The sequence below is a fragment of the Asticcacaulis tiandongensis genome, assembly GCF_006475605.1.
Classification (GTDB): Bacteria; Pseudomonadota; Alphaproteobacteria; order Caulobacterales; family Caulobacteraceae; genus Asticcacaulis; species Asticcacaulis tiandongensis.
In genome coordinates, this window is the sequence record NZ_SSBC01000010.1 from 795382 (window position 1) to 814783 (window position 19402).

Annotated in this window: 21 protein-coding genes and 2 tRNA genes; 4 read left to right on the forward strand and 19 right to left on the reverse strand. The window is 56.1% G+C overall.

Translation table 11 applies throughout. The features are described 5' to 3' along the window. Positions 1 to 45 precede the first annotated feature (45 nt). The 3 genes from E5201_RS07765 to E5201_RS07775 form a co-directional block, all read right to left on the reverse strand. Positions 46 to 960, reverse strand: coding sequence for a tetratricopeptide repeat protein (locus E5201_RS07765; RefSeq protein ID WP_181404565.1), 915 nt, complete (start codon positions 958 to 960; stop codon positions 46 to 48). Positions 961 to 1031: 71 nt separating this feature from the next. Then, positions 1032 to 1116 (reverse strand) — tRNA-Leu (locus tag E5201_RS07770). Between the two features lie 110 nt (positions 1117 to 1226). Continuing rightward, the gene (locus tag E5201_RS07775) at positions 1227 to 1481 is read right to left on the reverse strand and encodes a FliM/FliN family flagellar motor switch protein (protein WP_140985484.1); all 255 of its coding nucleotides are present in this window, start codon (positions 1479 to 1481) and stop codon (positions 1227 to 1229) included. A gap of 74 nt (positions 1482 to 1555) precedes the next feature. Between E5201_RS07775 and lipB the strand changes: the two genes are divergently transcribed. Then, positions 1556 to 2275 (forward strand): lipoyl(octanoyl) transferase LipB, encoded by a 720-nt coding sequence (gene lipB, locus E5201_RS07780; protein ID WP_140986083.1) that lies wholly within the window; start codon positions 1556 to 1558, stop codon positions 2273 to 2275. Here lipB and E5201_RS07785 read toward each other — a convergent pair. From E5201_RS07785 to E5201_RS07800, 4 genes are all read right to left on the reverse strand, one after another. Then, a complete protein-coding gene (locus E5201_RS07785) occupies positions 2272 to 2685 on the reverse strand; it encodes a DUF805 domain-containing protein (RefSeq protein ID WP_140985485.1) in 414 nt (137 codons plus the stop codon). The two genes, lipB and E5201_RS07785, sit on opposite strands and share 4 nt — an antisense overlap. Positions 2686 to 2769: 84 nt before the next feature. Next, the gene (locus E5201_RS07790; protein ID WP_181404566.1) at positions 2770 to 4461 is read right to left on the reverse strand and encodes a TadE/TadG family type IV pilus assembly protein; all 1692 of its coding nucleotides are present in this window, start codon (positions 4459 to 4461) and stop codon (positions 2770 to 2772) included. 263 nt (positions 4462 to 4724) lie between these two features. Next, positions 4725 to 5606: an RluA family pseudouridine synthase gene (locus E5201_RS07795; RefSeq protein WP_140985487.1), complete on the reverse strand. Its 882-nt coding sequence runs from the start codon at positions 5604 to 5606 to the stop codon at positions 4725 to 4727. A gap of 45 nt (positions 5607 to 5651) precedes the next feature. Further along, positions 5652 to 5978 (reverse strand): hypothetical protein, encoded by a 327-nt coding sequence (locus tag E5201_RS07800; protein WP_140985488.1) that lies wholly within the window; start codon positions 5976 to 5978, stop codon positions 5652 to 5654. 84 nt (positions 5979 to 6062) lie between these two features. On the opposite strand from E5201_RS07800, the gene E5201_RS07805 reads away from it, so the two are divergent. Beyond that, a complete protein-coding gene (locus E5201_RS07805) occupies positions 6063 to 6518 on the forward strand; it encodes a hypothetical protein (RefSeq protein WP_140985489.1) in 456 nt (151 codons plus the stop codon). Positions 6519 to 6526: 8 nt separating this feature from the next. Here E5201_RS07805 and cckA read toward each other — a convergent pair whose 3' ends face one another. The 7 genes from cckA to flgB form a co-directional block, all read right to left on the reverse strand. Beyond that, a complete protein-coding gene (gene cckA / locus E5201_RS07810; RefSeq protein WP_246050482.1) occupies positions 6527 to 8668 on the reverse strand; it encodes a cell cycle histidine kinase CckA in 2142 nt (713 codons plus the stop codon). Between the two features lie 73 nt (positions 8669 to 8741). Continuing rightward, positions 8742 to 9815, reverse strand: coding sequence for a flagellar biosynthesis protein FlhB (gene flhB, locus E5201_RS07815; protein WP_140985491.1), 1074 nt, complete (start codon positions 9813 to 9815; stop codon positions 8742 to 8744). Between the two features lie 3 nt (positions 9816 to 9818). Further along, a complete protein-coding gene (gene fliR, locus E5201_RS07820; RefSeq protein ID WP_342774720.1) occupies positions 9819 to 10628 on the reverse strand; it encodes a flagellar biosynthetic protein FliR in 810 nt (269 codons plus the stop codon). 23 nt (positions 10629 to 10651) lie between these two features. Then, positions 10652 to 10915 carry a flagellar biosynthesis protein FliQ gene (fliQ, locus tag E5201_RS07825; RefSeq protein WP_140985492.1) on the reverse strand — a complete coding sequence of 88 codons (264 nt, stop codon included), beginning with the start codon at positions 10913 to 10915 and terminating at the stop codon, positions 10652 to 10654. Positions 10916 to 10997: 82 nt separating this feature from the next. Next, the gene (gene fliE / locus E5201_RS07830) at positions 10998 to 11303 is read right to left on the reverse strand and encodes a flagellar hook-basal body complex protein FliE (RefSeq protein WP_140985493.1); all 306 of its coding nucleotides are present in this window, start codon (positions 11301 to 11303) and stop codon (positions 10998 to 11000) included. Positions 11304 to 11307: 4 nt separating this feature from the next. Beyond that, complete coding sequence (flgC, locus tag E5201_RS07835) at positions 11308 to 11730, reverse strand: flagellar basal body rod protein FlgC (protein WP_246050486.1); 423 nt, start codon at positions 11728 to 11730, stop codon at positions 11308 to 11310. 10 nt (positions 11731 to 11740) lie between these two features. Beyond that, entirely contained in the window at positions 11741 to 12151 is a 411-nt protein-coding gene (gene flgB / locus E5201_RS07840) for a flagellar basal body rod protein FlgB (protein ID WP_140985494.1), read from the reverse strand. Positions 12152 to 12291: 140 nt separating this feature from the next. Between flgB and E5201_RS07845 the strand changes: the two genes are divergently transcribed. Both E5201_RS07845 and fliP read left to right on the forward strand, forming a co-directional pair. Further along, positions 12292 to 12609 carry a flagellar biosynthetic protein FliO gene (locus E5201_RS07845; protein WP_140985495.1) on the forward strand — a complete coding sequence of 106 codons (318 nt, stop codon included), beginning with the start codon at positions 12292 to 12294 and terminating at the stop codon, positions 12607 to 12609. Beyond that, positions 12609 to 13412 (forward strand): flagellar type III secretion system pore protein FliP, encoded by an 804-nt coding sequence (gene fliP / locus E5201_RS07850; protein WP_246050487.1) that lies wholly within the window; start codon positions 12609 to 12611, stop codon positions 13410 to 13412. Before E5201_RS07845 ends, fliP begins: the two co-directional genes overlap by 1 nt. A 43-nt stretch (positions 13413 to 13455) precedes the next feature. On the opposite strand, the gene E5201_RS07855 is transcribed toward fliP, so the two are convergent. The 5 genes from E5201_RS07855 to E5201_RS07875 form a co-directional block, all read right to left on the reverse strand. Then, positions 13456 to 16161 carry a valine--tRNA ligase gene (locus tag E5201_RS07855; RefSeq protein ID WP_140985496.1) on the reverse strand — a complete coding sequence of 902 codons (2706 nt, stop codon included), beginning with the start codon at positions 16159 to 16161 and terminating at the stop codon, positions 13456 to 13458. Between the two features lie 104 nt (positions 16162 to 16265). Beyond that, the gene (locus E5201_RS07860) at positions 16266 to 16808 is read right to left on the reverse strand and encodes a DUF2497 domain-containing protein (protein ID WP_140985497.1); all 543 of its coding nucleotides are present in this window, start codon (positions 16806 to 16808) and stop codon (positions 16266 to 16268) included. 157 nt (positions 16809 to 16965) lie between these two features. Beyond that, positions 16966 to 18372 (reverse strand): TolC family outer membrane protein, encoded by a 1407-nt coding sequence (locus E5201_RS07865; protein ID WP_140985498.1) that lies wholly within the window; start codon positions 18370 to 18372, stop codon positions 16966 to 16968. 69 nt (positions 18373 to 18441) lie between these two features. Continuing rightward, complete coding sequence (locus tag E5201_RS07870) at positions 18442 to 19071, reverse strand: protein-L-isoaspartate O-methyltransferase family protein (protein ID WP_140985499.1); 630 nt, start codon at positions 19069 to 19071, stop codon at positions 18442 to 18444. Positions 19072 to 19191: 120 nt separating this feature from the next. Continuing rightward, positions 19192 to 19265: transfer RNA gene (locus E5201_RS07875), tRNA-Cys, on the reverse strand. Between the last annotated feature and the right edge of the window lie 137 nt (positions 19266 to 19402).

Sequence of the window (19402 nt, forward strand, 5' to 3'; positions counted from 1 at the left end):
ATCTCTATGCTTAACTAAGAATTATAACCAAGACCAAATTTACACCTAAACACCACTTTCACAGATCAGAGACACGCCTTTACCAATATCTTGTTCCGTCCCAAAACCTGAAATGTACATTCGCCCGAGCATGAACTTCGCCATTGATGCGCCCTTCTCGGCTTCAGCTCTCACCTCATTAAATACCGATTGTTGGGATTCTTCAGTGTCGTCCGCCTTCATAGCGGCGTAACGAGCTAAAAAATCAACATCTGCTTCGGTGCTCCCCAAGCTTAAAATTATTGATTTACGGTAGTTTTCTTCCGACTGGGAGGCCGCTATCAGTTCACGTCCTTTAGATTCATTCTTATCTACACCTGTACCGGTTAAGTACATCTGCCCCAGTTGCCCCATAGCCGTTACATCTCCCTGACTGGCGGCCTCAAGGTACCACTTTGCTGCCCCCTCATAGCTTTGGGTTACATGGGTGCCTGTTTCATACCGCAGCCCCAGTTCAGTTTGCGCTATTATTAAGCCTTGCTCGGCAGCTTTACGCCACCAATAGGTGGCCTCCTCATGTCTGGCTATGTGCGGAGCGTCATAGTAGCCAGCCAGAAAACGTTGAGCCTGAACCTCTCTCCCCTCTGCCGCCTGATGCAAATATTTGCGCGCTTTTTCACCGTCCGCCTCTGTGTTCGCTACAGCCAGGTATAGTAATCCCAGCCTGTACTGAGCCCTGGCCATTCCGTTATCAGCCGCCTTAATAAGCCAAAGCTCTTCCTCAGAGTCAGCAAACTCTGACGCATCCTCACTATATAAAACAGCCGCCACATATTGCGCGCAGACATTTCCGGCTTCCGCCATGTCAATTACGGCCGAAGTATCAACACCCCGTTGAGTATCGCCCTCAGCCTGCGCGACAGACATATCGCCTATAAGCAAGCTGGCCACAGCCAAAATAGGTATAAAAAATTTCATCATTACGCACCCTGTTGCCAGCATATTGGGCACAAAAAAAGCGCCCTTGTCAGGCGCTTTCTTTAACTTCCGAATGGTGCGGTCGAGAAGACTCGAACTTCCACATCTTGCGATACAGCGACCTCAACGCTGCGCGTCTACCAATTCCGCCACGACCGCACGTATCGGAAGGCGCGCCATGTACCAATCATTGTAGTGTTTGTGAAGCACCAAAAACAGCTTATCCCCGAATTTGATGATATTTTTTTCTTACGGCCTTGAATCGGAACCTAACTTCCCAAGGCCATAAAGTCATAGACATCCGCCGGACGGGTAACGACGATGGAGATTTTTTCTTCAAAAATCTGGATTTCGCCACGTGCGACCGGATGGTTGTTGGCCAGTATCCACACCTCGTCGTGCTCACGCGCATCAAGCGGTATCACGGCGCCACGACCCATGCGCAGCAATTGCTGCATCGGCAGGACGCTACGCCCCAGAAGCACGGATATTTCGACCGGCACCGCACTGACCTGATTTGACATTACACTCGACATAAGGGTTTCAAACCACCATATAAGGGAGCCTGATGCTCCGCGAAAAACCATTCTTGACCAACATGCTTGATGACAGGTTAAACCTTGGTAACAAGGTTGATTTTTTCTTAAAATCTTCAGACGCCGCCTTGCCGGAATGGCGCGTGGCGCGCGATAAGGTCAGCTATCCCGACGCGGTGGCCTTTATGGAGGCACGCGTTGAGGCCATCCACAAAGGCGATGCACCGGAACTGGTCTGGCTGGTTGAGCATCCGCCGCTCTATACGGCGGGGCTATCGGCCAAGCGTGAGGATTTGCTGGAGCCTGAGCGATTCGACGTGTTCGAGAGCGCGCGCGGCGGGCAATTCACCTATCACGGGCCGGGTCAGCGGGTTGTCTATCTGATGCTTGATCTCAATCGCCGCACCAAGGATGTGCGGGCGTTTGTGCAGGCGCTTGAGGGGTGGATTATTGACACCCTGTCGGCCTTTAATGTCGAAGGCCATATTCGTGACGGTCGTGTCGGGGTGTGGGTCGAGCGTCGCGATCGCGGGATCATACCGCCACCGGAAGACAAGATTGCCGCTATCGGCATCAAGCTCAGGCGCTGGGTCAGCTTCCACGGCATCAGCCTGAATGTTGAACCCGATCTCAGCCATTTCTCAGGCATAGTGCCGTGCGGTATTTCTGAGCACGGGGTCACCAGCCTTGTGGATCTGGGCTTGCCGGTGACGATGGATGAGGTGGATTACGCCCTGAAACAAAGCTTTGTGGCCCGTTTCGGGCCAGTCTCAGAGGCTTAAATCGTTTCCAGCACTATCTCAGGACGCAGCGGCGGGCCATAGCGATTAAAGCCGCGCTCACCGGGCATCAGCACCAGATCAACAAAGGCCCACAACAGCACGGCCACACCCAGCGCATCGGACACCGTCGACGGCACCGGCCAGACCATGATAAAGGCAACGAGAATCACGGCTGACCACCAGCCGGAACGCCCGCGGTCATGCAGGCGCTTCGACAGCACATTGGCGGCGACATAGAACAGGAACGGATAGACAATCCAGAAGGTCAGCAGCCTGAGGGCATCGACGGCAACGGCCTCATAAAGCCAGACCGCCAGCAACAGCAGAACCAGAGCGATAATAAACGGCGTCTGGCGTATGCGCCCATGCGACGAAAAGAACAGTTCGTTCCAGTCAATTTTCTGACTCATACACCGGCTCCGCAAAACAAAAAACGGCGCAGGCTCACCCGCACCGTTTTTCGATTAACATCCTCAGCCGCCTTTTTGAAGGTCTTACTGTGTCAGGCGGGTCTTTTTCATGGTGTTGAAAACATCAAGCAAGGCCTGACCTAACTGATCCGCGCTTTTGAGATCATAAAAATATTCCGGCCTTGAGGCACATTCGCGCAGCAGTTTGGTATTGCCTTCCATCACGCGGACAACAAAGACCGTGATCCCTTGGGCCCGTGCCGCTTCGCAGGCAAGCTTGGTACGGGCATCGATCTTCGATGTACTGCCCCCACTCCGCGATTCCCAACGGTTTTCCGTATTTTCCCCGTCGGTGACGAGGATCATGTATTTCAGGGTTTCTTCATCCCTGAAATTGACGCCTTCGCTATAGGGCATATTGCGGGACAGGACTTCCATGCCCCACTGCACACCAATGGAGATGTTGGTATAGCCATCCGATTGCAGGGAATTCACATGATCGCTTACGCTTTTTATGTCTTCGGTAAGTCCCATAATCGGCTTCAGCTTGGTATCGCCGGCATCCTTACAGGCGCGCGCCGGATAGCGGGTCGCCGCCACACCGACGGTCGGTGAGGCCTCGGACACATCATAAGGCTGCTCACGGTCGGAAACACAGCCTGTCCAGGCCGATCGGTTGGCCGATAGGGCTGGGAATGGCGCTTTGGCCAGCGTGGCATCATAGCCCGTGCTATTGTCAGCCTTAACGGCGACATTGGACGACGATATCTGATTGAAATTACTGGGATTTGAGTTGTAATCGTTAAGACTACTTTTGGTGACCACCGACCCCGCATCCTCTGTTACGGTACGCGTACCGTTCTGAACACGCTCGGTACGGTTATAGGTATATATCTTGTAGTTCTTACCCGATTTCTCGTTGGCCTTGACGATCACATAGTAGTCTATGCGGGAACCGTTTTTAACTTCACGCGTAAAAAAGCGTGCCGTGCTTTTACAGCTCGAAACATTGCTGGCATCGTCACAAATCTCTGACAAGGCCCGATGCATGGATTCGCAATAGTTATCATTGAGGTTCGTGCAACTGGCGCTCACCTGACCGTAATCAATATAGCTCAAATCCGTTGCCGGTGCAATTTTCACCTGTGTGCTGAACGGCACGACCGCGACCTTGGTGCCGCTGGTGTTGGTGCCCTTTTCGCTCAGCATACCCGCCAGAACCGTACCAATACTGGATTTCAGATTGGTCATGCGGTTATTGTTGGCCATCGAGCCGGTCGTATCAAGTACCAGAACGATTTCGGATTTACGCAGTTGCGCCTGTGCTTTGGACACCACCGTAACCGGCAAGCCTTCGCCCATACCGATCAGCCCCAGAAATAAAGGCGTCACAAGCGCATGGGTCGTATAGGTAATATCCGTCCGGTTACCCGTAGTGGTTTTTGTCAGTTCTGTTTTAGTGATTTCCACATGGGCACGGCTTTTTTGCTCACCCAGAAAAGTAGTGTGGAACACATGATTGGCGGCGGCTTCCTGCTCTGTCTGAGAGGCTCTCGGCATGGCCGTGGCCCGCAGCACCGCCGCATCGGCAGCGTCCTGAATATGACTGCGTTCGGTCTGAACACGGGCAAAGTCAATACCGCCCCCTGCCGCCGCACAGACCACCATTGCCGACAGGCCAAATATAAGGGCCGCATTGCCCCTTTGCTCTGCCTTCAGCGCGCCATAGCCTTCATTAAGCCGCGTCAAAAAGCCGGAGAACTGCTTTTTTCCCATTCCATTATGCCTTTTATTGCGCCGATCAGCTTTGCTTTCCGCAAAGATAATGGGACAATTGCCGTCATTTAACGCACACACAGCAAAAACAGGGCCAGCATTACCCTGATAAATCAGAGCCTTGCTCACCATAAATCCAGCCTGAAAAACTATATTCAGGCCTTTTTTCTGAACTCAGAGGGAATACCCGCCGTTACTATCTATAGGCGGACGGGCTTAATTTTTGAAAAAAAGGCGTGGTTAACAGATCTCACGTTTATGGCTTACCAGATATCGGTCTGATCCAGCAGATCAAACTCAAGGCAAATGCGGCGGATGTCGGCACTTAAGGGGGCCTCAAGCTGCTTATGACCGCCGTCAGGATGCGGGAAGGCAAAGCCACGCGCATGCAGCAAAAGACGCGGTATAGCCATCCCCCCCAGTGACAAGGCCCCGCCATAACGCACATCACCGGCGATTGGACTACCGAGATGCGCCATATGCACCCGTATCTGGTGCATGCGTCCCGTAAAGGGCTCACACAGAACCAGTGCCGCCTCAGGGGTGCGCTTTAACACACGGTAGTCCGTGCGTGCTGTCAGGGCATCGGGGTGATCGGCCGGACAGACGCGGCTATAGGCTTCACGCCCCTCTTCTTCACGCCGCAAGGCCACATCAACGCGGCCTTCGTCCTTGAGGTTTTGCGGGTTTCCGACGACACAAAGATAGGTCTTATGCACCTGACGCGACGCAATGGCATGGCCTAAAAAGGCTGCCGCCGGTTTGGTTTTAGCCGCGACAATAATGCCTGAGGTGTCGCGATCAAGGCGATGCACCAGCCGTGGTTTCTTGCCGTTGGATTTGGCAAAGGCCCATAGCAAATCATCGAGATTATGGAAATTGCCACGCCCGCCCTGAGACGACAGATTGGTCGGCTTGTTAAAGCCCATCACCGAGGCGTCTTCATAGACCAGCATCGATCTGACCCAGACGATTTCCTCATCACCAAGCGGAATGGGCTTATCGATAGCCTTCAGCTTGCGCGGCTGTTTGTAATTCACGCGGCCTGACGCCTCACGCGCCTCCATGGCCGCCTTATATTGCGGCGACTGGCGGGCGATGGCCTTACGGTTTTTACGGGTAGACTGTCTGGAGGGCGGCTTCATGAGCTTGGGGTGATAGGCGAAAACAACAGGCTGTCAATGTAGTTTCTACAGACAGATACGCTCTTGCCGCCCGTCCGGATGTATCGCCACGCCGCAGGCACTATTGTGATGATGATAGATATTCACCCCAAGGGCGAATAGACCAAAGGCCAGACAGCTAAGGACATTAAGCACCCTGACAGGCACCTTGCGGGCGACATAGAGGCGTATGACAAACAGAGCGACAACAAAGGCCAGTGTCGCCTGCCCCACCGGCGGCTCACTGCCCAGCAGGATAAAGCCGCCCCAGATGAACAGCAGATTTAACACCCAATAGCCCACACCACTGAGCACGCCCAGCATGTGCCACAGACCGGCACCCAAGGTTTTCATTGGTTTTTTGATCCTTGATTATTGTTTTTTTATCTGTTCGGGGCAGAATGAGCGCATATTTATCCGAACATATAAGGGCTTGTCATGTTTAATCTTTCCGAACAACTGAGCGACCTCCGCGATAGCCTGATTACGATGGCGCTGGTGGTGGCCGCTGCCGTTATCGGATTGGGATGGGCCAGCATCGGCCTGTTCAACGCCCTGAAAATCTGGCTCGGGCCTGTATGGGGGCCGGTGGCGCTTGGGGCGGGCATGATCGTGCCCCTGATTATCTATGTGGTGGTCAACCACCTGAACAAGGCACAAAAGAAGCGTCGGCAGGCCTTCATGAACCAGCAGGCACAGGCCGCCTACACACAGTCCTCAGTCGTACATATTTCGCGCATTATTGACGCCTTCAAGGGCGAATCCCCCGTGCTTGCCTCTGTGGCGGCCGTCATCGCCGGTGTACTGGCGACACGTTTTCCGTCCGTGCTGAGCATCATCTCTGAGGTTATCACCGCATGGGCTGACGAACGCGCCCGCAAGCGGGCTGAATAGCAGTCGTTTTAAACTGAAAGCTGCTCCTTAACCCGCTCGGCCAGGGTTTTTATATCCAGGGGTTTAGGCAGGAAAGACACCCCCTGCTCATCCTCAAGCAGATCAGAGAATTCGGCCTCAGCATAGCCTGAGATAAACATCACCGGAATATCCCCCAGCAGCGGACGGGCCTTCTTCAGCATGGACGGCCCGTCGAGGCCCGGCATGATGACATCCGAAATCAGCAGGTCGAACTTTTCTCCGTCTGTGATGATATCAAGTGCCTCTTCGCCGTCGGCAGCCTCGGTGACCTCATAGCCGCGCTGACGCAGAAGACGGGCAGCAATGCCGCGCACGATTTCCTCATCCTCGACGAACAGGATACGCCCGGCCCCCGACAGGTCTTTGGGGGTGACTTTCGGCTTTTCGACAATCGGTGCCTGAGCCGCCTCCGGTTTGTGGGTTTCAATACGGATCGGCAGGAAGATTTTGAACGTCGCGCCATGCCCGTCTTCGGGGGCGACCACCGAACTCAGGCCAATATGGCCATCGGCCTGATTGACAATACCATAGACCGTCGCCAGCCCCAGCCCCGTCCCTTCGCCCAACGGCTTGGTGGTAAAGAACGGTTCAAACACCTTGGTCATGATGTCCGGCGTGATACCGGGGCCATTGTCCGTTACCTCAATGAGCGCCGCGCCCTGTGGCGGGGCATCGGCCCAGCCCTGCGCTATGGCTTCGGATTGCGAGAGAGAGCCACAACGGATTTTAACCTTGCCCCCGCCTGTGGCGTGCAGGGCATCACGCGCATTGACCACAAGGTTCATGACCGCCATTTCCATCTGCCCCTTGTCGGCATGGATGTCGGGCAGGTCACGGCCATATTCCGTCTCAAGCCTGACATCTTCGCGCATCAGGCGACGCAGCAGAACCTCAAATTCCGAAATCAGTTCACCGATATTGAGGTTTACACGCCGCACGGTCTGCTTGCGGCTAAAGGCCAGAAGCTTGCGTACAAGGTCTTCGGCCCGCACGCTGATCTGACGGATTTCATTCAGGCCCGTATAGGACGGATCACCCAGCGGGTGATTATGTAACAGGTCTTCGACGCGCAGCTTAAGGCCGGTCAGCAGGTTATTCAGGTCATGGGCAACGCCACCGGCAAACTGTCCGATGGCCTGCATCTTCTGCACCTGTGCAAAGCTTTGTTCTAACTGCTTTTGTTCGGACACATCAAACAGCCAGATCATATAGCTGTCATTGGCCTGAGCGACGAACATCTGAAGCGGCAGGTCAGAATGACTCTGAAGTTTGATGTCGATTGGCCCGGTTTTCCCGAGGTCAAGACGGCTTTGGGCTTCTTCGCGTGAGGCAGCCTCCAGCAAGGCGCCCCATGGCTGGTCGATCAGTTCGGCCTCAGGCTTACCCAGCAGGTGTGCAAAAACGCTGTTGACCGTTACGATGCGCGCACCAAAGACATCGGTGCCCTTCAGCAGGGCCTGTCCAAAGGGTGCTGAATAGCCTTCAAAAGCAGGCGCGGAAAGCGTAGGTCCTGGCTCAGACAGGGCCGGAAAAGCCTCTATCGGCGGGGTTTCATCGACAACAGATGCCTGTTCGTGGCCGAGCAGAAGCCCGTTACCCAAGACACCTTGGGAAGCGGCCCGCACCAGCACCTGATCTTCGCCCAGACGCGAGGCGATCATCTCAAAATCAAACCCGCCGAGACGTACCAGCGCCCGTCCCGTGCCGAGCGACTTGGCTTCGCGTAAGGCGACAAACAGGGCCGGAGCCTCCTCCCCCTTGGGTAAGCGGCGCACCTGACCGCCCGCATCGCGCCAGGCAGTATTAGCCGCCAGTATGCGACCGTCAAAGCCTGCGATCACTGCCGGTTCCAGAAGCGCATCGGCCAGATTTTGCAGCTTGATTTCGTCGGCGGCAAAACCGTCATCGGTCGAAAAGGCAAACAGGCCAAAGGACACCACCACCGCCACAGCGATCAGCAGCACGGCAATAATAACCCCCGCAGGCAGAACGCCCGACACCAGCCAGAACGCGGCGCAGGCCGTCACCACAACCGCGGCAATAATCCCTAGCGTCAGGGGACTGGCCATTTCCTGCAAGCGCTCAGAAAATGAAGCCGTTTTCGCGGCGGATTGCGGTGTCGTGGTCAAGCTCAAGCCCTTAATAAACGAATCACGGATCATATTAGCCCATTTTGGCACACATGCCGCGCCTTAGCTTATCTCAATAGCCGCGCCGCTTGCGCACCATGACAAAACCAATGATCTTCGCCACCGCCTGAAAATGGGCTTCGGGGATAAATTCATCGACATCGATCGCCGCATAGAGCGCGCGCGCCAGAGGCGGGTCCTCGACAATCGGTACATCGTGCTCACCAGCAACCTCACGGATTTTCAGGGCCAGTGCGTCCACGCCCTTGGCCACGCATAAGGGTGTCGGGGCATCCATGGCATCATAGCGCAGTGCCACAGCGTAATGGGTCGGGTTGGTAATGATCACTGTTGCCTTGGGGACATTGGCGATCATACGCTGGCGTGATTTCTCCATACGTATCTGGCGCAGACGCGCCTTGACGTGCGGATCACCTTCGGTCTGCTTGTATTCGTCCTTCACTTCGGTCATCGACATTTTTTGCCGTTGCATAAAGCGGTATTTTTGCAGGAAATAATCAAGCCCGCCTTCGACCAGCAAAAACAGACAGACCGCCAGCGCCAGAGCCATAAAGGCATCGCGCGCATAGGGCAGCACCATAAGCGGCGACGCCCCCGTCAGGCCCGCCATATCCGTTGCCCGTCCCTTAAGAATCAGCCAGGCGATAAAGCCAACCACAATCAGTTTAATCAGTGTCTTACCAAACTGAATTAAAGCATCGACGCCAAAAAGCCGCTTAAATCCGCCGATCGGGCTTATCTTTTTCAATGACGGCTTGATGCGTTCGGGCGCCATCAGGAAGCCGATCTGAAGCACATTGCCTCCGACCCCCAACAGAATGGCCGCCAGCATGACCAGCCCGATCAGGGGCATAACCTTCCACACCAGATGCTGGGTGATCGCCAGCCCGCCATCGCCCCTCAGGCTGCCCAGCAGCTGATGCGGCATGGCCAGAAACACCTGAAGCGTCTCAGCCAGAGACAGGGTAATCATATCCCCATAAAAGGCGATAATGGCGCAGGCGCCGATCAGGGACAGTGCCTGCGGCAGGTCGGCGGATTTGCCGACATCGCCTTTTTTCCGCGCCTGCTCAAGTTTGCGTGGCGAGGCCTCTTCTGTTTTATCGTCCTTGTTCTCCTCAGCCATGGCCTAACTCCTGACCAGCAGTCTGAGGAATTCTTCGTAATGCTCAATGAACACCACGCCGGTAATCCCGAGGCCCATGGCGAAAATACTCAGGCCAAACAGGATACTTAAAGGGGCGGCGACGAAGAAGATAGGAAAGGCCGGCATGATGCGGCCTATGAAACCGGCGGCAATATTAAACACCAGCCCGAACACCAGAAGCGGGGTCGTCAGCTGCACCGCCAGCAAGAACGTATCGGACATGGTGCGCACCATAAGGTTACTGGCATCACCAACCATCACCGGCTTGACGATGGAGAAAATCTTGTAGGAATCGGCCATGGCCATGATGAACAGATGGTGCAGACCTGTAGCATAGATCAGCACCAGCCCCAGCAGCGCCAGAAAGGTCGACAAGGTTGTGCCCGGCTGGGCCTGTGCCGGATTGGCCGTCTGGGAAAAGGACAGGGCCGTCTGAAGCGATACGATCTCACCGGCAATGGCCAGAGCCGCAATAAACACCCGTATCAGCATCCCGAGCATCAGGCCGATAACCAGTTCATGGATAACCAGTCCGGCCATTGCCCCCATGGTCGGCGGCAAGGGCGGAATCAGCGGCCTGAGGACCGGCAGCAGGATAAGCGTAAACAGAAAGGCAAAGGATAGTCTGACCCGCGGCGGTACGGCCTGATCGCCTATGCCGGGCAGCAGCATGGCAATCGCCCCGATCCGTAAAAACACCAGCCCTGCGCCCCAGACAGTCTGGGACGAGCCAAAAAACGATGTCACCTCAGTGGCGAAATCAGGCGTGGGCGCAAGGGGTATCATAACCATTGTCTTGCGCCGATTCTAGGGGTTTACATACTGGCGATCTTGGTGGCCATTTCGGTCATGAAGCCGGACAGCAATACGCCCATCATCGGCAGAAACAGCAGCAGAGCCACAAAGATGGCGATGATCTTTGGGGCGAATACAAGGGTCGCTTCCTGAATCTGGGTCAGGGCCTGAAACAGGCCGACCACCACACCGATGACCAGACCGACAAGCATGATCGGCGCACATAACTGGATTACCAGCCAGATCGCGTCGCGCCCTACCCCTAAAACTTCATTGCCTGTCATAACCGCTGACCCGCCGCTGGAGACTCAAAAACCAATAGGCAGTTTTTACCCACTCAATGGTTAATACGCCATTAATAAATCGCTAAATCGGCATCCTGAGGATTTCCTGATAGGCGGAAATCACCTGATCACGAATAGCAATGACACTTTCTAATGAGGCTTCTGCCGAGGCTACCGCGGTGACCGCATCAATCAGTTCGGCCTTGCCCTGCGATTGCTGCAACATCATGTTTTCCGCGTGAGCCGTCGTTTTCTGGGTCTGCTCAATCGCACCCTGAAGCATTTTTGAAAAATCAGAAGCGACCTGTGTCGGCTGTGCCGTCCCCCCTAACGGAGAGACCTGCCCCATAACGGCCCCATAGGCTTTGGCAGCATAAAGCGGTGTCATTTACTTACCTTCTCAGCAGGTCGAGAATTTTCTGATCCATCGAACGCGCGGTTTCGATGACATTGAGGTTGGCCTCATAGGCGCGCTGCGCCTCGCGCATATCCATCGATTCGATCAGGGTCGAAACATTGGGTTTCTTAACGTAGCCGTTTTCATCAGCGGCCGGATGGCTCGGGTCATAGGCCAGTGTAAAGGACGAATCATCGGGCCTGACCTGAGCCAGCTTGACGCCCATGGCCCCGTCGATATTGCGCGTCTCAAAGACCGGAATCCGCCGCCGGTAAGGGTCAGCCCCCGGTGTCAGGCCGGTCGAATCGGCATTGGCGATATTTTCCGCGACAATGCGCATCCGCGCCTGCTGCGTCTTAAGCGCACTGGCGGCGACGGACATGACCGGATTGGACGGCGGGGTCTTGTTGATGGCCATATCTTAACCTCTACCTACCGGGAGCCTTGCCCGCCATGCGGATCAGGCCAAGTGATTTCTGATAAAAACCGATAGCGGCTTCAAACTGCATCCGGCTTTCGGCCATTTTGAGCATCTGCTCCTCAAGGACGACCTGATTTCCGTCCATAGTGGTCTCCGAATCAGGCGATATGACTGAACGATGCGCTGACGACCCGCCCTGTATGTCCATATGTCCGGCATTGGTCAGGCGTAAAGGCACTGAATTATTCTGGGTGTCGCCAGCCAGAACGGCGGCAAAATCCACCGGCTTGAGGTCGCGCGGGCGAAACCCCGGCGTTGAGGCATTGGCGACGTTTTGCGCCACCACCTTTTGCCGCTCCCCCAGCCAGCCCATCTTGGTTTGCAGGGCGCCGAACAGACCAATCTTGTCGAGATTCACGCTATACCCTCCTTACCTGAAAACGGCGACTCAGCCTAACTAGGCTTATTCGGCAAATAATGCCCATCCTTTGGTTAACGAAGTCTTTAAGATTAATTCCGCATTAACCATGACCACTGTCTGAAGGGGGCCCTGCCCAGATGGATTTTCTGTCTATTTTACGCGGCATGTTCGCACTGGCGATTGTTCTGGGGCTGATTGTCGGTCTGGCCTATGTGCTGCGCCGTTATGCGCCGCAATGGCTGGCCAAGCTTCAGGCTGAGCGCGGCCAGAGGCGTATGCAGATTGTCGAAACCCTTGTGCTTGATCCGGCACGGCGTGTGGTTCTGGTGCGCATCGACGATGAGGAGCGCCTGCTGCTTCTGGGGGAAGGCCGTGAACTTATCGAACCACGTCAGTTGCCTAAGCCACGTCCCCCCGCCCCGCCCACAGTTACGTCGAAGGGGCCGGTGCAATAATGACCGCCGTCCGCGCCCTTAAAACGCCGCCTAAATCGCCGTCAAAACTGACCTATCTGCTGATCCTGCTGGCAGGCATAGCCGGTTTTACCCTGATGATTTTCCCGACCGATGTATTGGCGCAGTCGATCAATCTTGATCTCGGCGAAGGCGGCACCCTGACCGCGCGCGTCATTCAGATGATCGGTCTTTTGACGGTTCTGTCGCTTGCGCCGTCCATTGTCATCATGACCACGTCGTTTGTGCGCATTGTGGTCGTCTTGTCGCTGCTCAGAACCGCCATTGGCCTGCAACAAAGCCCGCCCAATGCCGTGCTGATTTCACTGGCCCTGTTTTTGTCGGCCATCGTCATGGCCCCCACCTATCAGCAGGCCTATGATCAGGGTATCCGTCCCTTGATGGATCAGGAAATGGAACTGGCGCAGGGGTTTGATGCAGCGTCCGAACCCGTCAAGGTCTTCATGCTGTCACAGGTTTCGCCTAAGGATCTTGACCTGTTTGTGCGCCTGTCAAAGACTGAACGTCCGGCTCAGGCCATTGACCTGCCGTTGTCGGTGGTCACCCCCGCCTTCATGATTTCCGAACTTAAGACGGCGTTTGAAATCGGCTTTTTGCTGTTCGTGCCATTTCTGGTCATCGACCTTGTGGTTGCTTCGGTGCTGATGAGCATGGGGATGATGATGCTGCCGCCGGTCATCGTCTCCCTGCCGTTCAAGCTGATTTTCTTTGTGCTGGTGGACGGCTGGTATCTGGTTTGCGGCTCTCTGGTGGAGAGCTTTATCAAGAGTAGTGGCGGCGGATAGAGCCGCGTCCTCCCCCGCTTTTTGCAGGGGAGGATGATAGAGCCTAAAGGGCCGCCTTGAGCCGCTCCAGCGCCGCGCTCAGGCGGGCCTTACCGTTTTCGGCATCGCTGAGGCGCTCACGGTTTTCTTCAATGACTTCGTCAGGTGCCTTGCGCACAAACTCAGGATTATCAAGCTTGCGACGCGTGCCGTCGATAGTCTTGTCGAACGCAGCGATTTCCTTGGCGAGACGTGCGGTCTCGGCCTGAAGGTCTATGAATTCAGCAATGCTCAGTTGCCCCGTAGCCTCAGAAATCACAAACGGTATGGAGCCCGCAGGGGCATTATCGGAAACACCCACCTCTGACAGACGTGCCAGAAACAGGATCAGGTCGCGGTGCGTGCCGATCCAGTTTTGCGTATCACCATTGGCACCGGTCAGGCTCAGTGGCACCTTGGCCGAACCCGGTACGTTCATTTCCGAGCGCACCGAACGGACTTCCGAGATCAGGTCGATCAGCCAGTTAATTTCCTTATCGGCCGCCGCATCAATAGCCGCCGCGTCATAAACGGGCCAGCTTTCGGTAATCAGATCATTGGCACGGTTTGTACCCGTCGCCCCCCACAGTTCTTCGGTGATGAACGGCATGACCGGATGCAGCAGGATCAGGCACTGATCGAGCACCCAGGCCGTCATGGCCTGCGTTTCGGCCTTAGCTGCCGCATCGTCGCCATTAAGAATTGGCTTTGACAGTTCGACATACCAGTCGCAGACGACGTTCCACACGAACTTATAGAGCGCATTGGCCGCGTCATCGAAGGCGCAGGCCTCAAGGGCTTCGGTGACCGTTTTGATGGTCTTGTGCGTCTCGCCGCGTATCCAGCGATTGAGCGTCAGGTTCACCGTCGCGGGATCGAACCCGTCAACCGTGGCGCATTCGTTCATCTGGGCAAAGCGGTGCGCATTCCACAGCTTGGTGGAGAAATTACGATACCCTTCAATGCGTTGCTTGGCTAACTTAATGTCACGCCCCTGCCCTGACATGGCCACCAGCGTGAACCTGAGCGGGTCAGCGCCATACTCATCGACCAGCACCAGCGGGTCGAGCACATTGCCCTTGGACTTCGACATCTTCTGCCCCTTCTCGTCGCGGACAAGGGCATTGATGAAGACGCGCTCAAACGGAGCCTTGCCGGTAAAGTGCAGGCCCATCATCATCATGCGGGCAACCCAGAAGAAGATGATGTCAAAACCGGTAATCAGGGTGTGGGTCGGATAGAATTTCTGGAAATCCGGCGCGTTTTCATCGGGCCAGCCCATGGTCGAAAACGGCCACAGCGCCGATGAGAACCAGGTATCGAGAACGTCCTCGTCCTGAGTCAGTTCAACCGCCTTGCCATAATGGGCAATGGCAGCAGCATTAGCCTCTGCCTCAGACATTTCGACAAAGATATGCCCGTCCGGCCCGAACCATGCGGGGATGCGATGACCCCACCATAGCTGGCGCGAGACGCACCACGGCTCAATGTTGCGCAGCCATTCGAAATAGGTCTTTTCCCAGTTCTTAGGCTCAAACACCGTGCGGCCATCCTCGACCGCCGCCAGCGCTTCCTTGGCCAGTTCGGCGGCATTGACATACCACTGATCGGTCAGGAAGGGTTCGATGACGACGCCGGAACGGTCGCCGTGCGGGACAATATGCTTTGTTTTCTCGATCCCCTTCAGCCAGCCCTCGGCCTCAGCTCGGGCAACGATTTCCTTACGCGCAACAAAACGATCCTTGCCGCGATAGGTTTCGGGAACCTCATCGTTCAGGGTAGCGAAGGGCGTCAGAATATTGATGACCTCAAGATTATGCCGCTTGCCAACGCCGAAATCGTTGAAATCATGTGCCGGTGTGATCTTGACCGCGCCGGTGCCCTTATCCTTGTCGGCATAGTCGTCGCCAACGATAGGGATACGACGACCAACGATCGGCAGGATAACGTCCTTACCGATCAGATGCTTATACCGCTCATCCTCAGGATGCACGGCCACAGCGGTGTCACCCAGCATGGTTTCAGGCCGCGTCGTCGCCACGACAATATAGTCGCGCGTCTCAAACGTCTCATTGCCCTCTTCATCCTTAACCGGATGCTGATAGGTCAGACCATCCGCCAGTTGGTAGGCAAAGTGCCAGTAATGGCCATCGACCTCTTTCTGCTCGACCTCAAGGTCGGAAATCGCCGTCTGGAAATGCGGGTCCCAGTTGACCAGACGCTTGTCACGATAGATCAGACCCTGCTTATGCAGGGTGACAAACACCTTACGCACCGCATCCGACAGGCCCTCGTCCAGCGTAAAGCGTTCCCGCGACCAGTCGCACGACGCCCCCAGACGACGCAACTGACGCACAATCGCGCCGCCCGATTCCGCTTTCCATTCCCAGATTTTTTCGACAAAGGCTTCGCGGCCCATATCGCGGCGGTTCATATTGCCTGCCGCCAGTTGACGCTCAACGACCATCTGAGTCGCGATGCCTGCATGGTCGGTACCTGGCAACCAAAGGGCCGCCTTACCACGCATACGCTCAAAGCGGATCAGAACGTCCTGAAGCGTGTTGTTCAGCGCATGGCCGATATGCAGCGATCCTGTCACATTGGGGGGCGGAATGACGATGGAAAACGGTTCGGCCTCTTCATCCTCACGCGGCTTAAACGCGCCAGACTGTTCCCACTTCTCATAGAGACGCGGCTCAACGGTTTTCGGATCGAAGTTTTTTTCCAGCATCGGGTATTAACCAGGCGTAAGAGTACAAACAGAAACGGCGTCCTTAACACAGGACGCCGTGAACTTAACAGAGTGAAAGCGTGATTTTAACGTCGTGCCATAATCTAGCGACGCGATTGGCGCGCCAACCGCTCCACCTCTTCACGCACCGCCGATTCGACCACGGCAGGCAGATTTGAGTCAAGCCAGTCTTTCAGCATCGGACGCAGAAGCTCGGTCAGCAGGTCTTCTATGGTGCGGCCTTCGCGCGGCAGGGCGCTTGAGGAGGTCAGTTGACCAAAGGCCGAAATCGCCGAAGCGGCCGAGCGTTCCGACAGGAGGCTGCTGGCCGAAGCGGTCGCGGCCACGGCGGCAGCGGCGGCCATAGGCTCATAGGCGTCAATATCGCCAATAGACATGGAGGGGCGGCTGTCTTCGATAGGTGTCGTCAGTTCCAGCACGTCTTCGTCCTCAGGTGCAGCGTCAAAAGACACCTCTTCTTGTGGCTCCGGCTCATACTGAGGGGCCGCTTCCACGGCAGGCTCAGGCGTGTCCTCAACGGCTTCCGGTGCCTCGTCTTCGGGCGCGGCATCATCTTCCGAAATAATCCGGCGGATGGAAGCGAGGATTTCCTCCATAGTAGGTTCGTGCGCGGACTGATCGGACATGTCGTGAATCACTCGAATGAGAATAAACCTGCGTCATAAAGACATGGCTTGGGGGTTTTTGGCAACCTTTAAGCGCGATTTCAGGCGGGGAAGTTCGCCTTACAGGTTATTTTCCTATGTATAACAGGCTTGTAAACGCCCCTAAGGCTCGCCGACCCTATTCGCCAGACACCACCAGACCGTCGACGGCGCGAATCAAAGGCTCCAGCGGTGTGGCGCCTTTATTTTTGACCGCGTCGAAATTCGCCGCTGGATCATAGGTTTCAATCCCCGCCACCAGCGCATCGGCCCTGAGGTCACCGGTGACCGCCAGAAGCTGCGCCGAGGCCAGATATTCGGAGCGTTCGGCATCAATCAGCGCCAGTTGCGCCTGACGCAGTTCCTGCTCGGCATTCAGTACTTCGATATTGGTGCGCAGTCCCACACCCTGCTCAAGACGCACCCCTTCGGCAGCGACAGAGGCGGCGCGCACCTGCTCGCGATTAGCCGAGGCACCGGCGCGGGCGGCATTCATATTGCCCCAGTTGGTCGCGGTTTGCTGCACAACCTCACGGCGGCTCAGTTCGACCGAAATGCGCTGGGCATTATAGTTTTCCGATGCCTGACGCACACGTGAACTATTGAGTCCCGAGGTAAACAAAGGCACGGTGACGCGTATGCCTGCGGTCGCCACATCACGGCTTCCTAAATCACGGAAATCATTGGTCGGCGCATTGACGCCATAGGAGGCCGTCAAACCGACATTCGGCCCCAGACCGGAACGGGCCTGAGAGACACGTGACCGTGCGGCGGCTTCGCTGTATTGCGCAGCACGCAAGGACGGATTGTTGTTTTCGGCGCGGTTAAGGGCCTGCGTGAAATCGTTTGGCACCTGTAAGGCCGGTGCAGGATCAAGGGCAACCGGTGACTGACCGACAATCGCCACATAGGCGGCACGACTGGCATCAAGCTTCGCCTGCGCCGCCGATACAGCCGCCGAGGCTGCGGCCAGACGCGCTTCGGATTGCGCCACATCGGTGCGGGTCAGTTCACCGACCTCAAAACGGGCGCGGGTTTCCTCAAGCTGCTGATTGAGGACCGCATAGCTTTCCTGCTGGATGCGCAGGGCCTCCTGATCGCGGCGCACGGCGGTATAGACGTCTATGACCTGCAGGAGCACCTGTGATTCGATGGTGCGCAGGTCTTCCTGACCAGCGCGCACGTCAGCTTCGGCCGCATTCAGGCCAGAGGTCAGGCCGCCTGAGCTAAACAATGGTTGGCTGGCGGACAAACTAAGACCGGTGGTTGATTTCGTACCCTGTAGCCCCGGGTCCTGATAGCCGATATCGGCCCCGAGGCTAAGGGATGGCCCCAGACCGGAACGGGCCTGTACATAGTTTTCGTCATTGGCCCGCTGCAGGGCACGCGCGCGTTGCAGGGTCGGGTTCTGCGCATAGGCCTGCGCGATGGCGTCAGCCAGACTTTCGGCATTAACAGGCGATACCGCCATAGCGCTCATCAGCGCCAGCAGGCTCAAAGCCCCCTGCCATTTGAATTTCAGCCGGTTATGTCTTGCGCCCTGCATGAGAGTGTCCCTGTTATTACCGCAAGCACTAATGACAGAACAAATCCGCTTTGGCGAGTTACGGATTTTTCAGAATACAAAAGCGGGCTTTGCTTCGAAACCGGGCAGAATGGACGGCGACGAATCAAACACGTCAGTTTCCGACACACCGCTGGCGATACGGCTAAAGAGCTTCGCCTTGCCAATGGCACTGGTGCGCACCACGACCGCCAGACGCCCGCCCATGGCCAGAGCATCAGTCCAGCCCGCCGGAACCTCTGAGACAGCCCCTTCGGAGATGATCAGGTCATAAGCCCCTTCGGCAGCGGTTTTCAGGTCCTGCGTGACCGTCTCTACCCCAAGCTCGGTCAGATAAGGCTCGATCACGCTAAGCACGCGGGCATCGCCTTCCTGTGCGGTGACCTTAAGACCGGCATGGGCCAGCACCGCTGCGGCATAGGGCGCGGCAATGGCCAGAACCTTTTGACCTGCTTCGGGTTTCAGAGCGTGCAGCAGCTTGGCGATATCACGCGGGCGCATCAGGGCGCGACCGGGGGCGATCTGGGCCTCTACCTCTGCATAGGCCGCAAAGGCCTGAGACGGAGCCACAAGGCGCTCACGCTCAATGTGACGCATGGCTTTTTGCAGGGCCGGATCGGTAACGTCATTAACCCGCACCTGCGATTCGACCATGTGCTGACGTGCTGTGAAATAATCCATCCGACCGGATCCCTTACTAATGACGGCTTGAGGCGCTTATAGGCGGTCAGGACGGCGGCGGCAATACAGGCGCACCTAACCGTAGCAAATTTTCATGATAACTATTTTGCTGAGTAAGAATGGAGGCCTGACCCGGACTCGAACCGGGGTACACGGATTTGCAATCCGCTGCGTAACCGCTCCGCCATCAGGCCTCACTTGTATCTGCCCGCCCCGAAGGCGGCAAATTTTGCGGTTCGTCCAGCTATCAGATCAGCCACGACACCGCAACGCCTTTGCTGAAAATTTCTACAGAAAACTGACATAAGCGTTAAAACGCCGCAGTTCAGAC